Source organism: Klebsiella oxytoca, assembly GCF_009707385.1.
Classification (GTDB): domain Bacteria; phylum Pseudomonadota; class Gammaproteobacteria; order Enterobacterales; family Enterobacteriaceae; genus Klebsiella; species Klebsiella oxytoca_C.
The window spans coordinates 1,716,130-1,734,547 of record NZ_CP046115.1 but is presented as its reverse complement, the minus strand read 5'-3'; the positions used below and the strand labels follow the sequence as shown (position 1 = coordinate 1,734,547).

Annotated in this window: 17 protein-coding genes; 2 read left to right on the top strand and 15 right to left on the bottom strand. The window is 56.7% G+C overall.

The features are described 5' to 3' along the window. Positions 1 to 10: 10 nt before the first annotated feature. From sucA to sdhC, 5 genes are all read right to left on the bottom strand, one after another. Positions 11 to 2,818 carry a 2-oxoglutarate dehydrogenase E1 component gene (sucA, locus tag GJ746_RS08025; RefSeq protein ID WP_154679719.1) on the bottom strand — a complete coding sequence of 936 codons (2,808 nt, stop codon included), beginning with the start codon at positions 2,816 to 2,818 and terminating at the stop codon, positions 11 to 13. A 378-nt stretch (positions 2,819 to 3,196) separates the two neighbouring features. Next, positions 3,197 to 3,913, bottom strand: coding sequence for a succinate dehydrogenase iron-sulfur subunit SdhB (gene sdhB / locus GJ746_RS08020; protein ID WP_004130526.1), 717 nt, complete (start codon positions 3,911 to 3,913; stop codon positions 3,197 to 3,199). A 15-nt stretch (positions 3,914 to 3,928) separates the two neighbouring features. Further along, positions 3,929 to 5,695: a succinate dehydrogenase flavoprotein subunit gene (gene sdhA / locus GJ746_RS08015; protein WP_154679718.1), complete on the bottom strand. Its 1,767-nt coding sequence runs from the start codon at positions 5,693 to 5,695 to the stop codon at positions 3,929 to 3,931. Then, complete coding sequence (gene sdhD, locus GJ746_RS08010) at positions 5,695 to 6,042, bottom strand: succinate dehydrogenase membrane anchor subunit (RefSeq protein ID WP_154679717.1); 348 nt, start codon at positions 6,040 to 6,042, stop codon at positions 5,695 to 5,697. Before sdhD ends, sdhA begins: the two co-directional genes overlap by 1 nt. Then, the gene (gene sdhC / locus GJ746_RS08005; protein ID WP_195908813.1) at positions 6,036 to 6,440 is read right to left on the bottom strand and encodes a succinate dehydrogenase cytochrome b556 subunit; all 405 of its coding nucleotides are present in this window, start codon (positions 6,438 to 6,440) and stop codon (positions 6,036 to 6,038) included. The genes sdhD and sdhC overlap by 7 nt, the downstream gene beginning before the upstream one ends. 640 nt (positions 6,441 to 7,080) lie before the next feature. Between sdhC and gltA the strand changes: the two genes are divergently transcribed. Next, positions 7,081 to 8,364: a citrate synthase gene (gene gltA, locus GJ746_RS08000; RefSeq protein WP_154679715.1), complete on the top strand. Its 1,284-nt coding sequence runs from the start codon at positions 7,081 to 7,083 to the stop codon at positions 8,362 to 8,364. A gap of 121 nt (positions 8,365 to 8,485) precedes the next feature. On the opposite strand, the gene nei is transcribed toward gltA, so the two are convergent. The 8 genes from nei to ybgI form a co-directional block, all read right to left on the bottom strand. After that, on the bottom strand, positions 8,486 to 9,277 hold the full coding sequence (gene nei / locus GJ746_RS07995) for an endonuclease VIII (protein ID WP_154679714.1): 792 nt from the start codon (positions 9,275 to 9,277) through the stop codon (positions 8,486 to 8,488). 15 nt (positions 9,278 to 9,292) lie between these two features. Next, complete coding sequence (pcp, locus tag GJ746_RS07990) at positions 9,293 to 9,937, bottom strand: pyroglutamyl-peptidase I (RefSeq protein WP_154679713.1); 645 nt, start codon at positions 9,935 to 9,937, stop codon at positions 9,293 to 9,295. A gap of 9 nt (positions 9,938 to 9,946) precedes the next feature. Further along, on the bottom strand, positions 9,947 to 10,942 hold the full coding sequence (locus tag GJ746_RS07985; RefSeq protein WP_154679712.1) for a DUF979 domain-containing protein: 996 nt from the start codon (positions 10,940 to 10,942) through the stop codon (positions 9,947 to 9,949). Further along, positions 10,939 to 11,664 (bottom strand): DUF969 domain-containing protein, encoded by a 726-nt coding sequence (locus GJ746_RS07980; protein WP_154679711.1) that lies wholly within the window; start codon positions 11,662 to 11,664, stop codon positions 10,939 to 10,941. Before GJ746_RS07980 ends, GJ746_RS07985 begins: the two co-directional genes overlap by 4 nt. A gap of 62 nt (positions 11,665 to 11,726) precedes the next feature. Beyond that, positions 11,727 to 12,473, bottom strand: a complete 747-nt coding sequence (gene pxpA / locus GJ746_RS07975; protein ID WP_154682668.1) for a 5-oxoprolinase subunit PxpA — start codon at positions 12,471 to 12,473, stop codon at positions 11,727 to 11,729. Then, on the bottom strand, positions 12,463 to 13,395 hold the full coding sequence (pxpC, locus tag GJ746_RS07970) for a 5-oxoprolinase subunit PxpC (RefSeq protein WP_154679710.1): 933 nt from the start codon (positions 13,393 to 13,395) through the stop codon (positions 12,463 to 12,465). The genes pxpA and pxpC overlap by 11 nt, the downstream gene beginning before the upstream one ends. Next, entirely contained in the window at positions 13,389 to 14,045 is a 657-nt protein-coding gene (gene pxpB / locus GJ746_RS07965; protein WP_154679709.1) for a 5-oxoprolinase subunit PxpB, read from the bottom strand. The genes pxpC and pxpB overlap by 7 nt, the downstream gene beginning before the upstream one ends. A gap of 15 nt (positions 14,046 to 14,060) precedes the next feature. Next, positions 14,061 to 14,804, bottom strand: coding sequence for a radiation resistance protein YbgI (gene ybgI / locus GJ746_RS07960; RefSeq protein WP_154679708.1), 744 nt, complete (start codon positions 14,802 to 14,804; stop codon positions 14,061 to 14,063). Positions 14,805 to 15,075: 271 nt separating this feature from the next. On the opposite strand from ybgI, the gene dtpD reads away from it, so the two are divergent. Then, the gene (gene dtpD / locus GJ746_RS07955) at positions 15,076 to 16,557 is read left to right on the top strand and encodes a dipeptide permease DtpD (RefSeq protein ID WP_154679707.1); all 1,482 of its coding nucleotides are present in this window, start codon (positions 15,076 to 15,078) and stop codon (positions 16,555 to 16,557) included. Here the strand turns inward: dtpD and phrB are convergent. Both phrB and GJ746_RS07945 read right to left on the bottom strand, forming a co-directional pair. Further along, a complete protein-coding gene (gene phrB, locus GJ746_RS07950; RefSeq protein ID WP_154679706.1) occupies positions 16,526 to 17,968 on the bottom strand; it encodes a deoxyribodipyrimidine photo-lyase in 1,443 nt (480 codons plus the stop codon). The genes dtpD and phrB overlap by 32 nt on opposite strands. 202 nt (positions 17,969 to 18,170) lie before the next feature. Continuing rightward, on the bottom strand, positions 18,171 to 18,377 hold the full coding sequence (locus GJ746_RS07945; RefSeq protein WP_154679705.1) for a DUF2517 family protein: 207 nt from the start codon (positions 18,375 to 18,377) through the stop codon (positions 18,171 to 18,173). Positions 18,378 to 18,418 lie beyond the last annotated feature (41 nt).

Below are 18,418 nucleotides of genomic sequence, written 5' to 3'. Positions count from 1 at the left end.
TATCCTTTAATTAATCGACGTTCAGCGCGTCATTGACCAGATCTTGTTGCTGTTTCTGGTGAACGGACAAGTAACCTACCGCCGGAGAGGCGGAGGCCGGGCGGCCTGCATAACGCAGAGAGGCCCCAAACGGAATCACTTCGCGGAAGTGATGCTGGCTGCAGTACCACGCGCCCTGGTTGAGCGGTTCTTCCTGGCACCAGACAAAATCATGCACGTGCGCATAAGGTTTCAGCGCTTCCTGTACCGCCTGATGCGGGAACGGATAGAGCTGCTCTATGCGCACGATAGCGACATCTTTCTGCTCGTTCTTACGGCGTTGTTCCAGCAGATCGTAGTAAACCTTACCAGAGCACAGCACAACACGCTTCACCGCTTGCGGATCGAGCTCGTCGATTTCGCCGATGGCCGGCATAAAGGTGCCATTCGCCAGTTCGTCCATGCTGGAGACCGCCAGCGGGTGGCGCAGCAGAGACTTCGGCGACATCACCACCAGCGGACGGCGCATACCGCGCAGCGCCTGACGACGCAGCATATGGTAAACCTGCGCCGGAGTGGACGGTACGCAGACCTGCATATTCTGCTCGGCGCAGAGCTGCAGATAACGCTCCAGACGCGCGGAGGAGTGCTCCGGCCCCTGGCCTTCGTAGCCGTGCGGCAGCAGCATCACCAGGCCACACATCCGGCCCCATTTCTGCTCGCCGGAGCTGATGAACTGGTCGATAACCACCTGCGCGCCGTTGGCGAAGTCACCGAACTGCGCTTCCCAGATAGTCAGGGTGCGCGGTTCTGCGGTGGCATAGCCGTATTCAAACGCCAGTACCGCCTCTTCAGACAGCACGGAGTCCCAGACTTTAAAATGACCCTGGCCATTGTGGACGTGCTGCAGCGGCGTATAGGTTGAGCCATTTTTCTGGTTGTGGATAACCGCGTGACGGTGGAAGAAGGTACCGCGTCCGGAGTCTTCGCCGGACAGACGTACAGAAATGCCTTCATCAACCAGCGTAGCGTAGGCGAGATTCTCCGCGCCGCCCCAGTCAAACAGCTTCTCACCGGCGGCCATCGCCTGACGATCGCCATAAATTTTCGCCACGCGGGACTGCATCTCAACGGCTTCCGGCACCGTACTGATGCGTTTCGCCAGCTCTTGCAGACGCTTAGGTTCAACTTTGTCCGGGTAGCTTTCATCCCACTCGTGGTTGAGGTACGGCGACCAGGTAAATGAATGCATATTCATCGGACGCCACTCCTGCACCACGCATTCGCCGGCATCCAGCGCATCGCGGTAGAGGTTAACCTGCTCGGTAGCGTCTTCCAGCGTCGTAACCTTGTCGGCTTCCAGCTTGTCGGCATAGATTTTGCGCGGGGTCGGATGCTTTTTGATTTTCTGGTACATCAGCGGCTGGGTTGCGCTCGGCTCGTCGGCTTCGTTATGGCCGTGACGGCGGTAGCACACCAGGTCGATGAAGACATCGCGTTTGAAGGTATTACGGAAATCCAGCGCCAGGCGAGTCACAAAAGCCACGGCTTCCGGATCATCAGCGTTAACGTGGAAAATCGGCGCCTGTACCATTTTGCCGATATCGGTGCAGTACGGGGTAGAACGCGCGTCCAGCGGGTTGGAGGTAGTGAAGCCAACCTGGTTGTTGATAACGATGCGTACGGTACCGCCCACTTCGTAACCGCGCGCTTTGGACATGTTCAGGGTTTCCTGAACCACGCCCTGGCCGGTTACTGCGGCGTCGCCGTGAATAGTGATTGGCAGCACTTTGTTACTGCTTGGCTCGTCCAGACGATCGAGACGGGCGCGCACGGAACCGATAACTACCGGGCTGACGATTTCCAGGTGCGACGGGTTGAACGCCAGCGCCAGGTGTACCAGTCCGCCTTCGGTTTCCATATCGGAAGAGAAGCCCATGTGGTACTTCACGTCGCCGGTGCCGAGGTGTTCTTTATGTTTGCCGGCGAACTCGTCGAACAGGTCCTGCGGTTTTTTACCCAGCACATTGACCAGTACGTTCAGACGGCCGCGGTGCGCCATGCCCAGCACCACTTCGCGTGTGCCGCTCTTACCCGCGTGGCGGATAATCTCTTTGAGCATCGGGATCAGCGCGTCCCCGCCTTCCAGCGAGAAGCGTTTTGCGCCCGGGAATTTCGCGCCGAGGTAGCGCTCAAGGCCTTCCGCTGCGGTCAGTTCGCTGAGGAAGCGTTTTTTCTCTTCCGCGGTGAAGCTCGCTTTGCCTGCCACCGACTCGATACGCTGCTGGATCCAGCGCTTTTCTTCGGTAGAGGTAATGTGCATATATTCCGCGCCGATGGAGCCGCAGTAGGTTTGCTTGAGGGCTGCAATCAGTTCGCCCAGCTTCATCGTGTCTTTGCCGATGGCAAAAGAACCTACGTTATAGCTTTCCTGGAAATCGGCCTCGGTCAGATCGTGGTAAGCCGGATCGAGATCCGCCACTCTCTCTTGCTGCCACAGTCCCAGCGGATCGAGATTCGCATGCTGGTGACCACGGAAGCGGTATGCGTTGATGAGCTGCAGGACTTTAACCTGCTTCACATTGGTGTCAGGGTCGGAAATCGAAGAAGTGTAACGCGAGGCATCCTTCGCCAGGCGGCGGAAATAATCACGCGTTTTGGAATGAAATTGATCCGGTTTGACTCCGGTGCCAGGTAACTGCTGGAACATAGAACGCCAGTTGGCGTCAACAGAGTCAGGATCGGTTAAGAAGTCTTCATAGAGCTGTTCTATCCAGCTCTGGTTCGAACCAGAGAGGTAAGAAGAGTCCAGCCAGGCTTTCATTGCGCCGTTCTGCATCGTGATCCCTTAAGCATTTATATGCTTATTTCGCCGTAGAAACTACCACGCACAGAAGTTGTACGTGCCGGGGTTCACTTGTTGCGGAGGAGTTGTGGTTTCGTCCGCTAAGGAACCTTTAAAAACTGTCTAATAATCTTCTTTGTTCAGGCTGCGACTGTGTTGCGACCCTCACTCACTCCGGTCACATAGTTCACTATGCTCCCGGAGATTCGTTCTGCTCGCGCCTTGTCTCGCGCTGAACATCTCGATTATTACTATTAATGTGGCAGTTTTTAGAGGTTTCCTGCTATGTCCCCGGCGGCGCGAACGCTACCGGGGTTACTGCTTTTGGTAGCCCGGATAAGCGGTAGCGCCATCCGGGACAGACCGGGTTACTTACGCACTGCGCTGCAGCAGCATCGACTTAATATGGCCGATGGCGCGCGTCGGGTTCAGCCCCTTAGGACATACACTGACGCAGTTCATGATGCTGTGACAGCGGAATACGCTGAAAGCATCGCTCAGCCCTTCGAGGCGCTCGCTGGTTTCGGTATCGCGGCTGTCGATCAGGAAGCGATACGCGGCCAGCAGGCCAGCCGGGCCGATAAACTTATCCGGATTCCACCAGAACGACGGGCATGAAGTTGAACAACATGCGCAGAGAATACACTCGTACAAACCGTCGAGTTTCTCACGCTGCTCTGGCGACTGCAGATGCTCGCGAGCAGGAGGATTTTGCCCATTATTCAATAAGTAAGGCTTAATCTTCTCATATTGTGCATAGAATTGCCCCATGTCTACCACCAAATCACGGATAACCGGTAATCCTGGCAGCGGACGGATAACAATTTTCTTGCCCGGCTGATTCAGCGCGGAGATCGGCGTAATGCACGCCAGACCGTTCTTGCCGTTCATGTTCAGGCCGTCGGAACCACATACCCCTTCACGGCAGGAGCGGCGGAACGACAGAGACGGATCTTTTTCTTTTAGCTGGATTAACGCATCCAGCAGCATCATATCGCGACCCTCTTCCGCTTCCAGGGTGTAATCCTGCATGCGCGGAGCATCGTCTACGTCCGGGTTATAACGATAAACTGAAAACTCGAGTTTCATATTCCTGTCTCCGCATTAATAAGTACGAATCTTCGGCGGGAACGCCGGACGCAGTTTCGGTTCCATATTGACGCTACGACGCGTCATGGATTCCGACTCTGGCAGATACAGGGAATGGCACAGCCAGTTTTCATCATCACGATCCGGGAAGTCGAAGCGGCTATGGGCACCACGGCTTTCGGTACGGAAGTTGGCGGACATCGCGGTGGCGTAAGCGGTTTCCATCAGGTTATCCAGCTCCAGGCACTCAACGCGCTGGGTATTGAATTCGCTGGAAGTGTCATCCAGACGGGCGTTTTTCAGGCGCTCGCGGATGGCTTTCAGCTGCTCAAGACCCTTCGCCATCGCATCCCCTTCGCGGAATACTGAGAAGTTATGCTGCATACATTCCTGCAGCGCTTTGCGGATTTCGACCGGGTCTTCACCGTTACGGTTGCCGTTCCAGCGGTTCAGACGTTCCAGAGAAGCGTCGATCTCTTCGTCCGTCGCATCGCGCAGGACGCCCTGCTCGGCAATCGATTCCTGCAGATGCAGACCCACCGCGCGACCAAAGACCACCAGGTCAAGCAGCGAGTTGCCGCCCAGACGGTTTGCGCCGTGTACCGATACGCAGGCGATTTCGCCGACCGCGAACAGCCCAGGAATCACCACGTCTTCGCCCTTCTCGTTTACGGTCAGCGCCTGGCCGCTTACTTTGGTCGGAATTCCGCCCATCATATAGTGGCAGGTTGGGATAACCGGAATCGGCTCTTTAACCGGGTCGACGTGGGCAAAGGTACGAGAGAGTTCCAGGATACCCGGCAGACGGGATTCGAGGACTTCTTTACCCAGGTGGTCAAGCTTAAGCTTGGCGTGCGGGCCCCAAGGACCGTCACAGCCGCGACCTTCACGAATTTCAATCATGATGGAACGCGCCACCACGTCACGACCCGCCAGGTCTTTCGCATTCGGCGCATAACGCTCCATAAAGCGCTCGCCGTGTTTGTTCAGCAGGTAGCCGCCTTCACCACGGCAACCTTCGGTGACCAGAACGCCCGCACCGGCGATACCGGTCGGGTGGAACTGCCACATCTCCATATCCTGTACCGGAACACCGGCACGGATAGCCATACCCACGCCGTCGCCGGTATTGATATGCGCGTTAGTAGTGGACTGGTAAATACGGCCTGCGCCGCCGGTTGCCAGCACGGTCGCGCGGGCTTTGAAGTAAACCACTTCACCGGTTTCGATGCTCAGAGCGGTACAACCGACTACTGCGCCATCGGCATTTTTCACCAGATCCAGCGCATACCATTCGGAGAAAATCGTGGTGTGGTTTTTCAGGTTCTGTTGATAAAGGGTATGCAGCAGGGCGTGACCGGTACGGTCTGCCGCCGCAGCGGTACGTGCCGCCTGCTCGCCGCCGAAGTTTTTCGACTGGCCGCCGAACGGACGCTGATAAATAGTGCCATTTTCAAGACGGGAGAACGGCAGTCCCATATGGTCCAGCTCGAGAATCGCTTCCGGGCCGGTTTTACACATATATTCGATGGCGTCCTGATCGCCAATGTAGTCCGACCCCTTAACGGTGTCGTACATATGCCATTCCCAGTTATCTTCATGGGTATTACCGAGCGCGACGGTGATACCACCCTGCGCGGATACGGTATGGGAACGGGTCGGGAAAACTTTTGAGAGCAACGCACAGGTCTGGCCACTCTGGGAAATCTGCAGCGCCGCGCGCATACCTGCGCCACCGGCACCAATTACGACTGCATCAAATTCTCTGACAGGCAATTTCATTACACACCCCACACCACAACAAATCCATAAAGAACGTAAGCCACCAGCGCAACAACGATAATCAGTTGCAGAATCAAGCGCACGGCCAGTGGTTTAACGTAGTCCGTTAACACCTGCCACATTCCAATCCACGCGTGGATCAGAATCGAAACGAGAGCCAGCAGGGTAAAGACTTTTGTAAACGCGGAGGAGAAAAAGCCTGTCCAGACTTCCCATGAGATTTCACCGGTGGTGGCAAAAAAGCCGACCATGTAGATGATGTAGAGGGTCAGAACGATTGCGGTAGCGCGGACCAGAATAAAGTCATGTACGCCGTTGCGTCCTAGTGCTGAGGCGTTGCTTACCATACGAGGACTCCTGCGAGAAGTGAAAGCACGACAGTAATTACAATAAAAATTTTGGCGGAACGTGTCCCTGATTCGAGGGTTTCTTCGAGGTAACCAAAATCCATCAGCAGGTGGCGGATACCGACTACCGCGTGATACGCCAGCGCGGTGAGGATGCCCCACATAATGAATTTCACAAAGAAGCTATCCATGATGGACGCCGCAGTGAGGAAACCTTCGGGAGAGGAGAGACTAGTGCCCAGCAGCCAAAGCAGAATCCCGATCGCCACGAAGGTGATGACTCCGGATACGCGATGGAGAATGGACGCTATCGCCGTGATTGGGAACCGGATCGTTTGCAAATCCAGATTGACAGGTCTTTGTTTTTTCACATTTCTTACCATGAATAACGCCCACATGCTGTTCTTATTGTTTCCTTCCTCCGGTCTGCTTGCGGGTCAGACAGCGTCCTTATCTATAACTAAAAGTCATGTTAAAACCCCTTTCCAGGAGTTAAAGCGTGACAAAAATAACGCTGGGTGGCTCGGGATTGCAGGGTGTTCCGGAGACCTGGCGGCAGTATAGGCCGTTCACAAAATCATTACAATTAACCTACATATAGTTTGTCGGGTTTTCTCCCGAACAGTGATCAATGTCACGATAACAACATATTTTTAAATTTTAATCATCTGATTTGACAAATATTAAACATTATTGTTACAACCATTACCAGATAAATGCAATAATACGCAAAAGTTATGAGGTCACTCTTTTACCTGAGAATAAGTTATGCAACAGTGAGAGAGTATTGACCGATGTAATCAGGACAGTTATTAGTGGTATATAGTTTTATAATATTCGGGCTGCTAAAACGCTGATTTGCTGCTGTTTCATCGTAGGTTGAAGGCTTACCATCAAGCGCCTTTGCTCTGTACCCTGCCCTTTTCGCGACGCAGAGCGATGTGCAACATAACAACCTGGTAATGTCATCTGCTACGGGCCGAATGCAAATCCACCACCCGGCAGCCTTAAGCAATAAAGGCGCTAAGGAGACCATAAATGTCTGATGCTAAAGCAAAAATCACCCTGGGTGGTGATGCTGCTATTGAACTGGATGTGCTAAAGGGCACTCTCGGTCAGGATGTTATTGATATTCGTAGTCTTGGTTCAAAAGGCGTGTTTACTTTTGACCCTGGTTTCACCTCCACCGCATCCTGCGAATCTAAAATCACCTTTATTGACGGTGACGAAGGTATCCTGCTGCACCGCGGTTTCCCGATCGATCAATTAGCAACTGACTCCAACTATCTGGAAGTATGCTACATCCTGTTGAACGGTGAGAAACCAACCCAGGCACAGTACGACGAATTCAAAACTATCGTTACCCGCCATACCATGATTCACGAGCAGATCACTCGTCTGTTCCACGCGTTCCGCCGCGATTCCCATCCGATGGCCGTTATGTGCGGTATCACCGGCGCGCTGGCCGCGTTCTATCACGATTCGCTGGATGTGAATAACCCGCGTCACCGCGATATCGCCGCATTCCGCCTGCTCTCCAAAATGCCGACGATGGCGGCAATGTGTTACAAGTATTCTATCGGCCAGCCTTTCGTTTATCCGCGCAACGACCTCTCCTACGCGGGTAACTTCCTGAATATGATGTTCTCCACGCCGTGTGAAACCTACGAGGTTAACCCGGTGCTGGAACGCGCTATGGACCGCATCCTGATCCTGCACGCCGACCACGAACAGAATGCTTCTACCTCCACCGTGCGTACCGCCGGCTCTTCCGGCGCGAACCCGTTCGCCTGCATTGCTGCGGGTATTGCTTCCCTGTGGGGACCGGCGCACGGCGGCGCCAACGAAGCGGCGCTGAAGATGCTCGAAGAGATCAGCTCCGTGGAACACATTCCGGAATTCGTCCGTCGCGCGAAAGACAAAAACGACTCTTTCCGCCTGATGGGCTTTGGCCACCGCGTGTACAAAAACTACGACCCGCGCGCCACGGTTATGCGTGAAACCTGCCACGAAGTGCTGAAAGAGCTGGGCACCAAAGACGATCTGCTGGAAGTCGCTATGGAGCTTGAGCACATCGCGCTCAACGATCCGTACTTCATTGAGAAGAAACTCTATCCGAACGTCGATTTCTACTCCGGCATCATCCTGAAAGCGATGGGTATTCCGTCCTCCATGTTTACCGTTATCTTCGCGATGGCGCGTACCGTGGGCTGGATTGCGCACTGGAACGAAATGCACAGCGACGGCATGAAAATCGCCCGTCCGCGTCAGCTGTATACCGGCTACGAAAAACGCGATTACAAAAACGATATCGCCCGCTAAGGCGGATATCGCAGCGACAAAAAACGCGCCTGAAGGCGCGTTTTTTATTGTCGATAAACGGCGTGCTGTACCGCTCCCGGCACGATACCGGAAACCGCATCCTTATGGTCATATCGCTAAACTAACGCTGGCACCCCGGGCACCAGTAAAACGGCCGTGACGACAGCATGGTCCTTTCGATAATCCCGCCGCAGCGCTCGCAGGTCTCCCCTTCACGATGAAAAACGTTGAAACGAAACAACGCTCCATGATGCTTATTCTCATCGACCAGGCCGCGCGTGTTGTAGGACAAGCGCGGGATCTCCAGCAGCGCATGCGCCAGCGCATCCAGCTGTTTCTCATCAAGTTCAGAGGCTTTGTGACGACCGGTTAGCCCGACCTGCCAAAGGATCTCCACGCGCAGATAATTGCCCAATCCGGCGAGAAACGCCTGATCCAGCAGCAGTCCGGAGAACTGGCGGTTGCGGAATTTCGCCGACAGCAGCCGCTCTTTAACCTGCGCCACGCTCAGGGTCATGTCGAGCACGTCGGGCCCGACCCGCAGCAAAAATGGATGTCGGGCAAGCTGCTCGGGCGTCAGCATCTCAATCTCAGAGGCACTGTAGAGCAAAATCGCCTTACGCGCCGTCTGCAGGCGAACGCGCAGAATACGCGTCGTTTCAGGCTGCTCCCCGGCATCGACCACCCGCCAGACTCCGTACAGCTGGTTATGGCTGTACAAGGTCAGGCCACCGGAGAAATGGGTCAGCAGCGCCTTACCGCGGGTTTCAATACGCGTCACTCTCTGGCCGACAAGCTGAGATTGATAATGTTGTAACTGCGGGAAGGCGAACCACGCCTCGGTCAGGGGTTCGCCTTTAATCGCCGCTTCCAGGCTATCCGCCGCGCGGCGAATTTCCGGACCTTCCGGCATAATAATATCCTTGTGTTAATGCGTTGCGCCGCCGCCAATTTTTACGTCGGCATCCTGCTGCAGAGCGACGGCAATTGCCGTCTCCAGCGCCGTACGCACCGTCTCTACCGCCATGCTCGCGGCGCCAGCATGAACTGCGGCCTGCTCCGGCAGATACGGAATATGGATAAAGCCCCCCTTCGCGCCGCGCTTATCACGCAGCCGGTGCAGCAGGCCATACATCACGTGATTACAGACAAACGTCCCCGCCGTCTGCGACACCGAGGCCGGGATCCCCTGGCTACGCAGCACGGCGACGATCGCTTTGATCGGCAACGTGCTGAAGTACGCCGCCGGACCATCGGCAGCAATCGGCACGTCGATGGGTTGCAGACCTTTATTATCTGGGATCCGCGCATCATCGACGTTGATCGCCACTCGTTCGACGGTGATATCGACGCGTCCCCCTGCCTGACCGACGGCCAGCGTCAGGACGGGATCCAGCTCATCGAGGGCGGCGTTAAGTGCGGTCAGCGCTTCGCCGAATACGCACGGCAGCTGCCGCGCCGCTACGGACTGTCCGGCAATAATAGCGCCATCCAGCCGCTTCACCACTTCCCACGAAGGGTTAACCGCCTCACCGCCGAACGGTTCAAAACCGGTAATCAGTACGCCAGCCATGATCCCTCCTTACAGGAACATCAGGAAATAGAGCAAAAATACGTTCACGATAAGCAGCAGAATGCCGGTCGGCACCTGGGCTTTGATCACCGCGTTTTTATCCGGCAGCTCCAGCAGCGCCGCCGGAACAATATTAAAGTTAGCCGCCATCGGCGTCATCAGGGTGCCGCAATAGCCGGAGAACATGCCAATTGCCGCCATCACCGCCGGATTACCGCCGTGCTGTAGCACCAGAATCGGGATCCCGACCCCTGCCGTCACGATGGGGAACGCGGCGAAAGCGTTGCCCATCACCATCGTCAGCAGCGCCATGCCAAGGGTGTAGACAGCCACGGCGATAAACCGGCTGTCCACCGCCAGATACTGCTGCGTCAGCCAGGAGATGCTATTGCCGACGCCTGCGGCGGTAAACAGCAGCCCGAGAACCGCGAGGATCTGCGGCAAAATAAACGCCCAGCCCACCGAATCCAGCAGACGCCGCGCCTCCTGCAACGGCTGCACCGCCGTTTCATGGGTCATGCGGATAGCCATTACCAGACCAAGCAGCGTGCCCGCGGTCATTGAAAACAGGGTAATCAGCGTCGCGTGATTGCCAGGGCCAAAGATAGCGACCTGCAGCGAAGGCAGATTATTAAACAGCAGTACACCGATAACCGTGACTACCGGGATCGCCAGCGCCGGGAAGAACAGCCTGTTGCCCAGACGCGCGGCGCTGGCGCTGCGTTCCTCCTGCGAGCGCTGGTGATAGCGACCAAGACGTACGCCGCCAAAACCGGCGATTAACGCCAGTACCACCACCACTACGCCAACACCAATATTGACGCTGCGCTTGTCGCCAACCAGCTCATAGGTCCAGTCGCCAAACAAAAACACCAGGCCGTATAGCCCCCAGAACAGGCCGGTAGTCAGCCTGCGCGGGTTAGCCTTATCGCGCCAGGACATCACCGCCACGATTAAAAGCACGACACCCGCCAGCCAGTACAGCCAGGTTTGTTGAAAATTCATGCCGCACCGCCTTTCGCCTGAGCGGCGTTAACCTTGTCCAGTTCGCGCTGAAGATGGCGGTCGAGACGCCACAGACGGGCGGAATGGATCAAGAAGGCGCATACCGCCGTCGGGATCCCCCACAGAGCAATATGCAGCGGCTCTGTCTGAATGCCGCCCGACTCAAGCATAAAGTTATGCATAAAGATAATCGCGCCGAAAGCGACGAAAATATCTTCGCCGAAGAAAAGGCCCACGTTATCGGTCGCTGCCGACATCGCGCGCAGGCGATAGCGGATATTGCCCGGCAAAGCGCCAAAGTTTTTCTCCGCCGCCCCTTCCGCCATCGGCGCCAGCAGCGGACGCACCATCTGCGGATGGCCACCCAGGCTGGTTAACCCCATCGCGGCGGTCACTTCACGAACGAACAGATAGACGATCAGCAGGCGACCGGCGGTGGCGCTACGGATCTTCGCGATCCACGTTTGCGCGCGCTCTTTCAGACCATGACGCTCCAGCAGGCCAATCACCGCCAGCGGCAGCAGCAGAATAAACGGCAGATTGCGGGTATTGAGAAATCCTTCACCCAGCTTTTCGAGAATGGTCGCGATCGGCATATGCGCCGTCAGACCGGTAATGATCCCGGAGACAATAACCACCAGCACCGGGTTAAAACGCAGAATAAATCCGACCACGATCGCGGCAATACCGATCAGCGGCCAGAGAGATAGTGACTCTCCCATAGTAACATCCTGTATGTTGTTGTGAATTGTTGTCTATTTCTAATTGATTGATAATATTATTTTTATTCTTCGAGTTCCGCACTCACCTGAATATTGCGCCCGGCAAAAGCCGCGCGCAGGCGACGCGCAAAATCCAGCGCGTGCTCGCCGTCGCCGTGCAGGCAGACGGTTTCCGCCACCACGTGCGCCCATTCGCCGGTGATGCTGCGCACCCGGCTGTGCTGCACCATTTCCAGAGTTTGCGCCAGAGACTGTTCTTCGCTTTCAATCAGCGCACCGGGCTGCGTGCGCGGCACCAGACTGCCATCCGCCAGATAACCGCGGTCAGCAAAGACTTCCTGGCGGGTGGTCAGCTGATAACGTTGCCCGGCGCGAATCAGCTCGCTGCCTGCCAGACCAACCAGAACCAGGTCAGCGTCAACATCGCGCACCGCTTTCGCAATCGCATCGGCCAGCTGCGGATCTTTTGCCGCCTGGTTATAGAGCATGCCGTGCGGCTTGACGTGCTGCAGCTCGCCGCCCTGCGCGCGTACTATCGCCGCCAGCGCGCCAACCTGATACAGCGTTTGTGCGTAAACCGTCTCCGGCGGCAGCTGCATTGCCGTGCGACCAAAATTATCCCGATCGGGGAAGCTCGGATGTGCCCCTACCGCCACGCCATTTTTCAGCGCTTCGCGAACGCTCTGCAGCATCATCACCGCGTCCCCGGCATGGAAACCGCAGGCAATATTGGCGGAAGAGACCAGCTGCAGCAGCGCGCTATCGTTGGCGCATCCTTCACCCAGGTCGGCGTTTAAATCAATCTTCATCATTAAGTCTCCATGCCAGTTGTTCAAAATAACGTTCCCTGTCAGTACGCGCTTTAAGCGCTTCCTCCAGCGAGCAGGGAACAAAGTGGATCGGCTGACCCAGCGGTATTTGCGCCAGCTGATACATGTCCGCCTCGATGATGGTCGCAATGCGCGGATAGCCTCCGGTGGTCTGCGCGTCATTCATCAGTACGATTGGCTGGCCGTTATGCGGCACCTGCACCACGCCGGGCAGCAGGCCGTGCGAAAGCATCTCGCGATCGGTGGTCCGCTTCAGCGGCTGCCCCTGCAGACGATAGCCCATGCGGTTGCTCTGCGGGCTAAGCTGCCACGGCGAGCGCCAGAAAGCGTCCTGCGACACGCTATCGAACTCATGATATTCCGGCCCCGGCAAAGCGCGGATGCGGTTGCCGACGGGCAGCTGTTTCACGCCGCGTGGCCCGCTGAACTGTTTATCCACTTTTCCCAGCTTCAACCGATCGCCATCCTGCAGGCGCCGCCCTTCCAGGCCGCCAATCCCCACTTTCAGGTCGGTACTGCGCGAGCCCAGCACTTTGGGTACCGCAATGCCCCCGGCGACTGCCAGATAGCTGCGCACGCCGTGCTGCGGGTTCCTGAGCACCAGATGCTGTCCGGCCTTGACCGCCATACGCCAGCCCACCCACACGGGTTCGCCGTCTAACTTCGCCTCACAGGCGGCGCCGGTCAGCGCAAACCAGCCGCTGCGTTCAAATTGAATATCCACCTGCCCCAGCGTTATCTCCAGCGCCGCAGCGTTAGCCCCGTTGCCAACCAGCAGATTGGCGGTCACCAGCGCCGGCTTATCCATGGCGCCGCAGCGACTGATGCCCAGCTGACGCAGCCCTTCACGCCCGCCGTCCTGCACCGAGGTATACATCCCGGCGCGAATGATCTTTAACATACGCCCTCCTTTTGCGGCACGAAGCGTACTCTGTCGCCGGAACGCAGCAGCACGGGTTCCTTGCGCTTCGGATCAAATAGCGCCAGCGGCGTACGACCCAATAGCTGCCACCCGCCCGGCGTCGCCAGCGGGTAGATCCCGGTTTGCGCGCCGCCAATCCCTACCGAACCCGCCGGTACCAGCAGGCGCGGTTCCGCCCGTCGCGGCATCGCCAGCTTTTCCGGCAGGCCGCCAAAATACGGGAATCCCGGCTGGAAGCCGAGGAACCACACCACGTACTCCACCGATGAGTGCAGTTCAACCACCTGCTTTTCGCTCAGTCCGCTGTGGCGGGCAACCTCCCCCAGATCGGGACCGCCCTCGCCGCCGTACACCACCGGGACCGAAATCTCCCGCGATTCCGGCTCGAGCGTATCGCACTCCTCCCACCAGATTTGCAGGCGCTCAATCGCATCCCATGCGGTCTGCTGTGGGTTGCGCAATATCACGGTAATATTGTTCATCCCCGGTACGGCTTCCACCACTTCGGTATGACCAACCAGCCGCTGGGCTAACCGCCAGATCCGTTTCTGGCTTTCCAGCGTTACCGGAGGCTCAAGCTCCAGCACGACTGCCGTTTCACCTAACAAATAACAACGCGCTCGCTGCACTTTTGCCTCCGTTCATCAAGCCGGGTTCGGGATATCAATAAAGGTGACTTCCAGTTCGGTATTTTCCGTTAGCCATTCGCTTAACGCGCGAATTCCGCCGCGCTCGGTGGCATGGTGGCCCGCGGCATAGAAATGCAGCCCCTGCTCGCGCGCCGAATGAATGGTCTGCTCTGAAACTTCGCCGGTAATAAACGCATCGACGCCAAAGCGGGCCGCGCTATCAATAAAGCTCTGGCCGCCGCCGGTACACCACGCCACGCGGGACACCCTCTCCGGCCCGGTGTCGCCGCACCACAACGGTTTACGCCCCAACCGCGCTTCAATCCACGAAGCCAGCTCCAGCCCCGATACCGCCATTGACAGTTCTCCCCACGGCACCAGCGGCTCAATTTCGCCCATCACGTTGACGCCGAGCAGCGCTGCCAGCTGGGCGTTATTACCCAGTTCAGGATGCGCGTCGAGCGGCAGGTGCCAGCCGTAGAGGTTGATGTCGTTAGCCAGCAGCGTCTTGAGACGGTTGCGCTTCATGCCGCGAATAATTGGTGATTCCCCTTTCCAGAAGTAGCCATGGTGGACGATCACCGCGTCCGCCTGCAGACGGACGGCTTCATCGAGCAACGCCTGGCTGGCGGTCACGCCGGTGACGATTTTTTGTACCGTCTCGCGCCCTTCCACCTGCAGGCCATTTGGGGCGTAATCACTGATGGCCGCGCTATTGAGTTTTTCATTAATCAGTTGTTCCAGTTCACTATTTTTCATTACCGCTCCATCAGGTCATCATTCTATGCAGAGGGATAACATAACGGTATCCGCCCGGTCAGTCGATAGGTCTACCGCTTCGCCAGCTACTTTGACTGTTGGCGAAATCCCGCAATTTGTCTACTCCTCCCCTCGCGCATTCGTGTATATTTATGCACTATTACAGCATATTAAATAACCAGAAAGCCTTTAAACACATGAATATCACTAGTTAATGGCTATTCATGCAGAAAGATCGACTTTCATTTTTGATGGCAGGACAGAGCGTTAAATGAACACACAATCTTCACAGCCGCGGGCGATTTATTACGTCGTCGCGCTGCAAATCTGGGAATACTTCAGTTTTTACGGCATGCGCGCGCTGCTGATCCTCTATCTCACCAATCAGCTGAAGTATGACGATAATCATGCTTATGCGCTGTTCAGCGCCTATTGCTCACTGGTCTACGTCACGCCGATTCTCGGCGGCTTTCTCGCCGATAAGCTGCTGGGCAACCGCATGGCGGTGATGCTCGGCGCGCTGTTGATGGCCATCGGCCATCTGGTGCTCGGCGCCAGCGAAATCGCCCCCACCTTCCTCTACCTGTCGCTGGCGATTATTGTCTGCGGCTACGGGCTGTTTAAATCCAACGTCAGCTGTCTGCTCGGTGAACTGTATGAACCCACAGACCCGCGTCGCGATGGCGGTTTTTCGCTGATGTACGCGGCGGGCAACGTCGGATCTATCGTGGCGCCAATCGCCTGCGGCTACGTGCAGCAAGAGTACAGCTGGGCGATGGGCTTCGCGCTGGCGGCAGTGGGGATGATTGCCGGGCTGGTCATATTTCTCAGCGGTAACCGCCACTTCCGCCACACGCGGAACGTCAATCGCGAAGCGCTGCGGGCACGAAATTTTGTCTTACCGAACTGGGGCTGGCTGCTGGTTCTGCTTATCACCGCGCCGCTGCTGATCGCCGTGCTGTTCTGGCAGGAGTGGTCGGTATATGCGCTGATTGTGGCGACGGTAATTGGTCTGGCGGTACTGGCGCGGATCTACCTGAGGGCTGAGACCGCCAGGCAGCGTAAAGAGCTACGTCTGATTATAGTGCTCACCTGCTTCAGCCTGCTGTTCTGGGCTTTTGCGCAGCAGGGCGGCAGCTCCATCAGCCTGTACATCGACCGTTTTGTTAACCGTCATTTTATGGGCTACGAGATACCGACCGCGATGTTCCAGTCGGTCAACGCCTTTGCGGTGATGCTCTGCGGGGTCGTGCTGGCGTGGCTGGTGAAAGAGAATATCAACGGCAACCGTACCGTGCGTATCTGGGGCAAGTTCGCGCTGGGCCTCGGCCTGATGAGCGCCGGGTTCTGTATCCTGACCCTCAGCGCACGCTGGTCGGCGGCTTTCGGGCAATCTTCAATGCCGCTGATGGTGCTGGGGCTGGCGGTGATGGGCTTCGCCGAGCTGTTTATCGACCCGGTGGCGATGTCGCAGATTACCCGTATCGAGATCCCTGGCGTGACCGGCGTACTGACCGGCATCTATATGCTGCTCTCCGGGGCTATCGCCAATTACCTGGCGGGCGTGATTGCCGACCAGACCTCGCAGGGGTCGTTTGACGCCGCCGGAGCCGTCAACTACTCGATTAATGCCTACATTGAGGTATTCAGCCAGATAACCTGGGGCGCGCTGGCCTGCGTCGGCCTGGTGCTGGCTATCTGGCTGTATCACTCGGTTAAAATCAGGGCTCGTCGTCTGGCGATGGAGCCTTAAGTTCTCTGGCGGCTTCCCAGACCGCCAGCGTCTCCAGCCGCGCCTGCTTGTGATCGACAATCGGGCGCGGATAATTCAGCGTTAAGCCCTGTTTATCCGCCCACTGCCACGGTTGATGCAGCGCTTTTTCAGGCACGGTAGCCAGCTCCGGCAACCATTGACGAATAAACTGTCCCGCTTTATCAAAGCGCTCTCCCTGGGTCGTCGGGTTAAAAATACGAAAATAGGGCGCGGCATCGGTACCGGTTGACGCCGCCCACTGCCAGCCGCCGTTATTCGCCGCCAGATCGCCATCAATAAGCTGTTCGATAAAGTAGCGCTCCCCCAGCCGCCAGTCGATACGCAGGTCTTTCACCAGGAAACTGGCGACAATCATCCGCAGGCGATTGTGCATCCAGCCGGTGGTGTTGAGCTGACGCATGGCGGCGTCAACAATCGGGAAGCCGGTTTCCCCGCGCTGCCAGGCCTGAAGCAGGGATGTATCATCCAGCCACGCCACCTTATCGGTCCAGGCGATAAAAGGTCGTCCTTTACACAAATTCGGGTAGTAAACCATCAGATGGCGATAAAACTCACGCCAGATAAGTTCGTTGAGCCAAACCGCCCCCGCTTCCCCCTCCAGCGCTCGCGGCTGCTCCACCAGCAGGCGATGCAGGCACTGACGCGGTGAAAGCGCGCCTACCGCCAGGCACGGCGACAGCCGACTGGTCCCCTCAATGGCCGGAAAATCGCGCTGCTGTTCATATTCGGCGGCCTTTTGCTGGCAAAAGCCGCGAAGCCGGGCGATAGCGCTTTTTTCATCAGCGGCAAACAGTTTTGTATCAAATGGCGTCTGGGGATAATCAATTTTTACTTCAGCTACAGAATCTATTGGCCCACCGGCGCGAACCCTGGGCGCGGCGACGCACTCAGGCAGCGCTTCCTGTAGACGCCGAATAAAAGCATTTTTAAACGGCGTAAATACCTTATACATTTCGCGGCTGCCGGTCAGCACGCTGCCGGGCGGCAGCAGCACGCTGTCATCAAAACCCTGACAGACGACTGCTGCTAAAGCTTTCTCCACTGCCGCATCGCGCTGGCGTTCGTTAATTTCGTACTGATAGTTGTAAAACAGATGAGTGACCTGCTGTCGCTCGCAGAAGCTGGTCAGTCGCTTAACGCTGGCAGCGAAATCTTCCGCATGCTCAACGTGCAGCGGGATCCCCTTTTCTGCCAGCGCCGCCTGCAGGCTATGAAGGTGGCTGACCATAAACGCCGCCTGACGCGGTGCCATCCCGTGCTGGCGCCATTGCGCTGGCGTGGCAATAAATAACCCCAGCACCTCGGCATGGGGATCGCGACAGGCAGCAGCAAGCGCTAGGTTATCGTGCATGCGCAAATCCGCGCGAAACCAGACCAGATGGGTGGCCATAACATTCCTTTCATCATTAAAATTGATAAATTCGACTTATATTCAACTCTCCCACAGGCTTTGCCTGCGGGGAGTTAATAAGTGTAAGCCACTCCAGGCAAAAAAAAACCGCCGGATAAACCGGCGGCTTGATGCGTAACAAATCTGGGTGGGCTCTGTGCCCATGCTTCTGCAGGCTCAGCTGTCCCGCAATCTGAAATTTTTAATAAAAATCTGCGGAGGCCTTTTCCGCCTGCGCCATCCATACCGGCTGGTCGCTGGTTTTTGACCACACACGGTGCAGCCAGCTGTAAAAACGCGCGCGATCTTTCCAGAACAGCATCACCGGAAGGGCCAGCACGCCAGCGGCCACGGCGAAAGCGCGACGCGCAAAGATGATATGAGCAGGATAAGTTTTGTACAACGCCATAATTTCTCTCCCCTTTGTCAGGCCGGCAAGCAAAGCCGGTA

Coding starts and splice junctions, on each gene's coding strand:
- pxpC (WP_154679710.1), bottom strand. CDS start 13,395: ATGTTAAAGATCATTCGCGCCGGGATGTATACCTCGGTGCAGGACGGC.
- ybgI (WP_154679708.1), bottom strand. CDS start 14,804: ATGAAAAATAGTGAACTGGAACAACTGATTAATGAAAAACTCAATAGC.
- sdhD (WP_154679717.1), bottom strand. CDS start 6,042: ATGGTAAGCAACGCCTCAGCACTAGGACGCAACGGCGTACATGACTTT.
- sdhC (WP_195908813.1), bottom strand. CDS start 6,440: ATGTGGGCGTTATTCATGGTAAGAAATGTGAAAAAACAAAGACCTGTC.
- nei (WP_154679714.1), bottom strand. CDS start 9,277: ATGCCGGAAGGTCCGGAAATTCGCCGCGCGGCGGATAGCCTGGAAGCG.
- sdhB (WP_004130526.1), bottom strand. CDS start 3,913: ATGAAACTCGAGTTTTCAGTTTATCGTTATAACCCGGACGTAGACGAT.
- sucA (WP_154679719.1), bottom strand. CDS start 2,818: ATGCAGAACGGCGCAATGAAAGCCTGGCTGGACTCTTCTTACCTCTCT.
- GJ746_RS07980 (WP_154679711.1), bottom strand. CDS start 11,664: ATGGGAGAGTCACTATCTCTCTGGCCGCTGATCGGTATTGCCGCGATC.
- GJ746_RS07945 (WP_154679705.1), bottom strand. CDS start 18,377: ATGGCGTTGTACAAAACTTATCCTGCTCATATCATCTTTGCGCGTCGC.
- pcp (WP_154679713.1), bottom strand. CDS start 9,937: ATGGCTGGCGTACTGATTACCGGTTTTGAACCGTTCGGCGGTGAGGCG.
- pxpA (WP_154682668.1), bottom strand. CDS start 12,473: ATGAAGATTGATTTAAACGCCGACCTGGGTGAAGGATGCGCCAACGAT.
- gltA (WP_154679715.1), top strand. CDS start 7,081: ATGTCTGATGCTAAAGCAAAAATCACCCTGGGTGGTGATGCTGCTATT.
- phrB (WP_154679706.1), bottom strand. CDS start 17,968: ATGGCCACCCATCTGGTCTGGTTTCGCGCGGATTTGCGCATGCACGAT.
- dtpD (WP_154679707.1), top strand. CDS start 15,076: ATGAACACACAATCTTCACAGCCGCGGGCGATTTATTACGTCGTCGCG.
- GJ746_RS07985 (WP_154679712.1), bottom strand. CDS start 10,942: ATGAATTTTCAACAAACCTGGCTGTACTGGCTGGCGGGTGTCGTGCTT.
- sdhA (WP_154679718.1), bottom strand. CDS start 5,695: ATGAAATTGCCTGTCAGAGAATTTGATGCAGTCGTAATTGGTGCCGGT.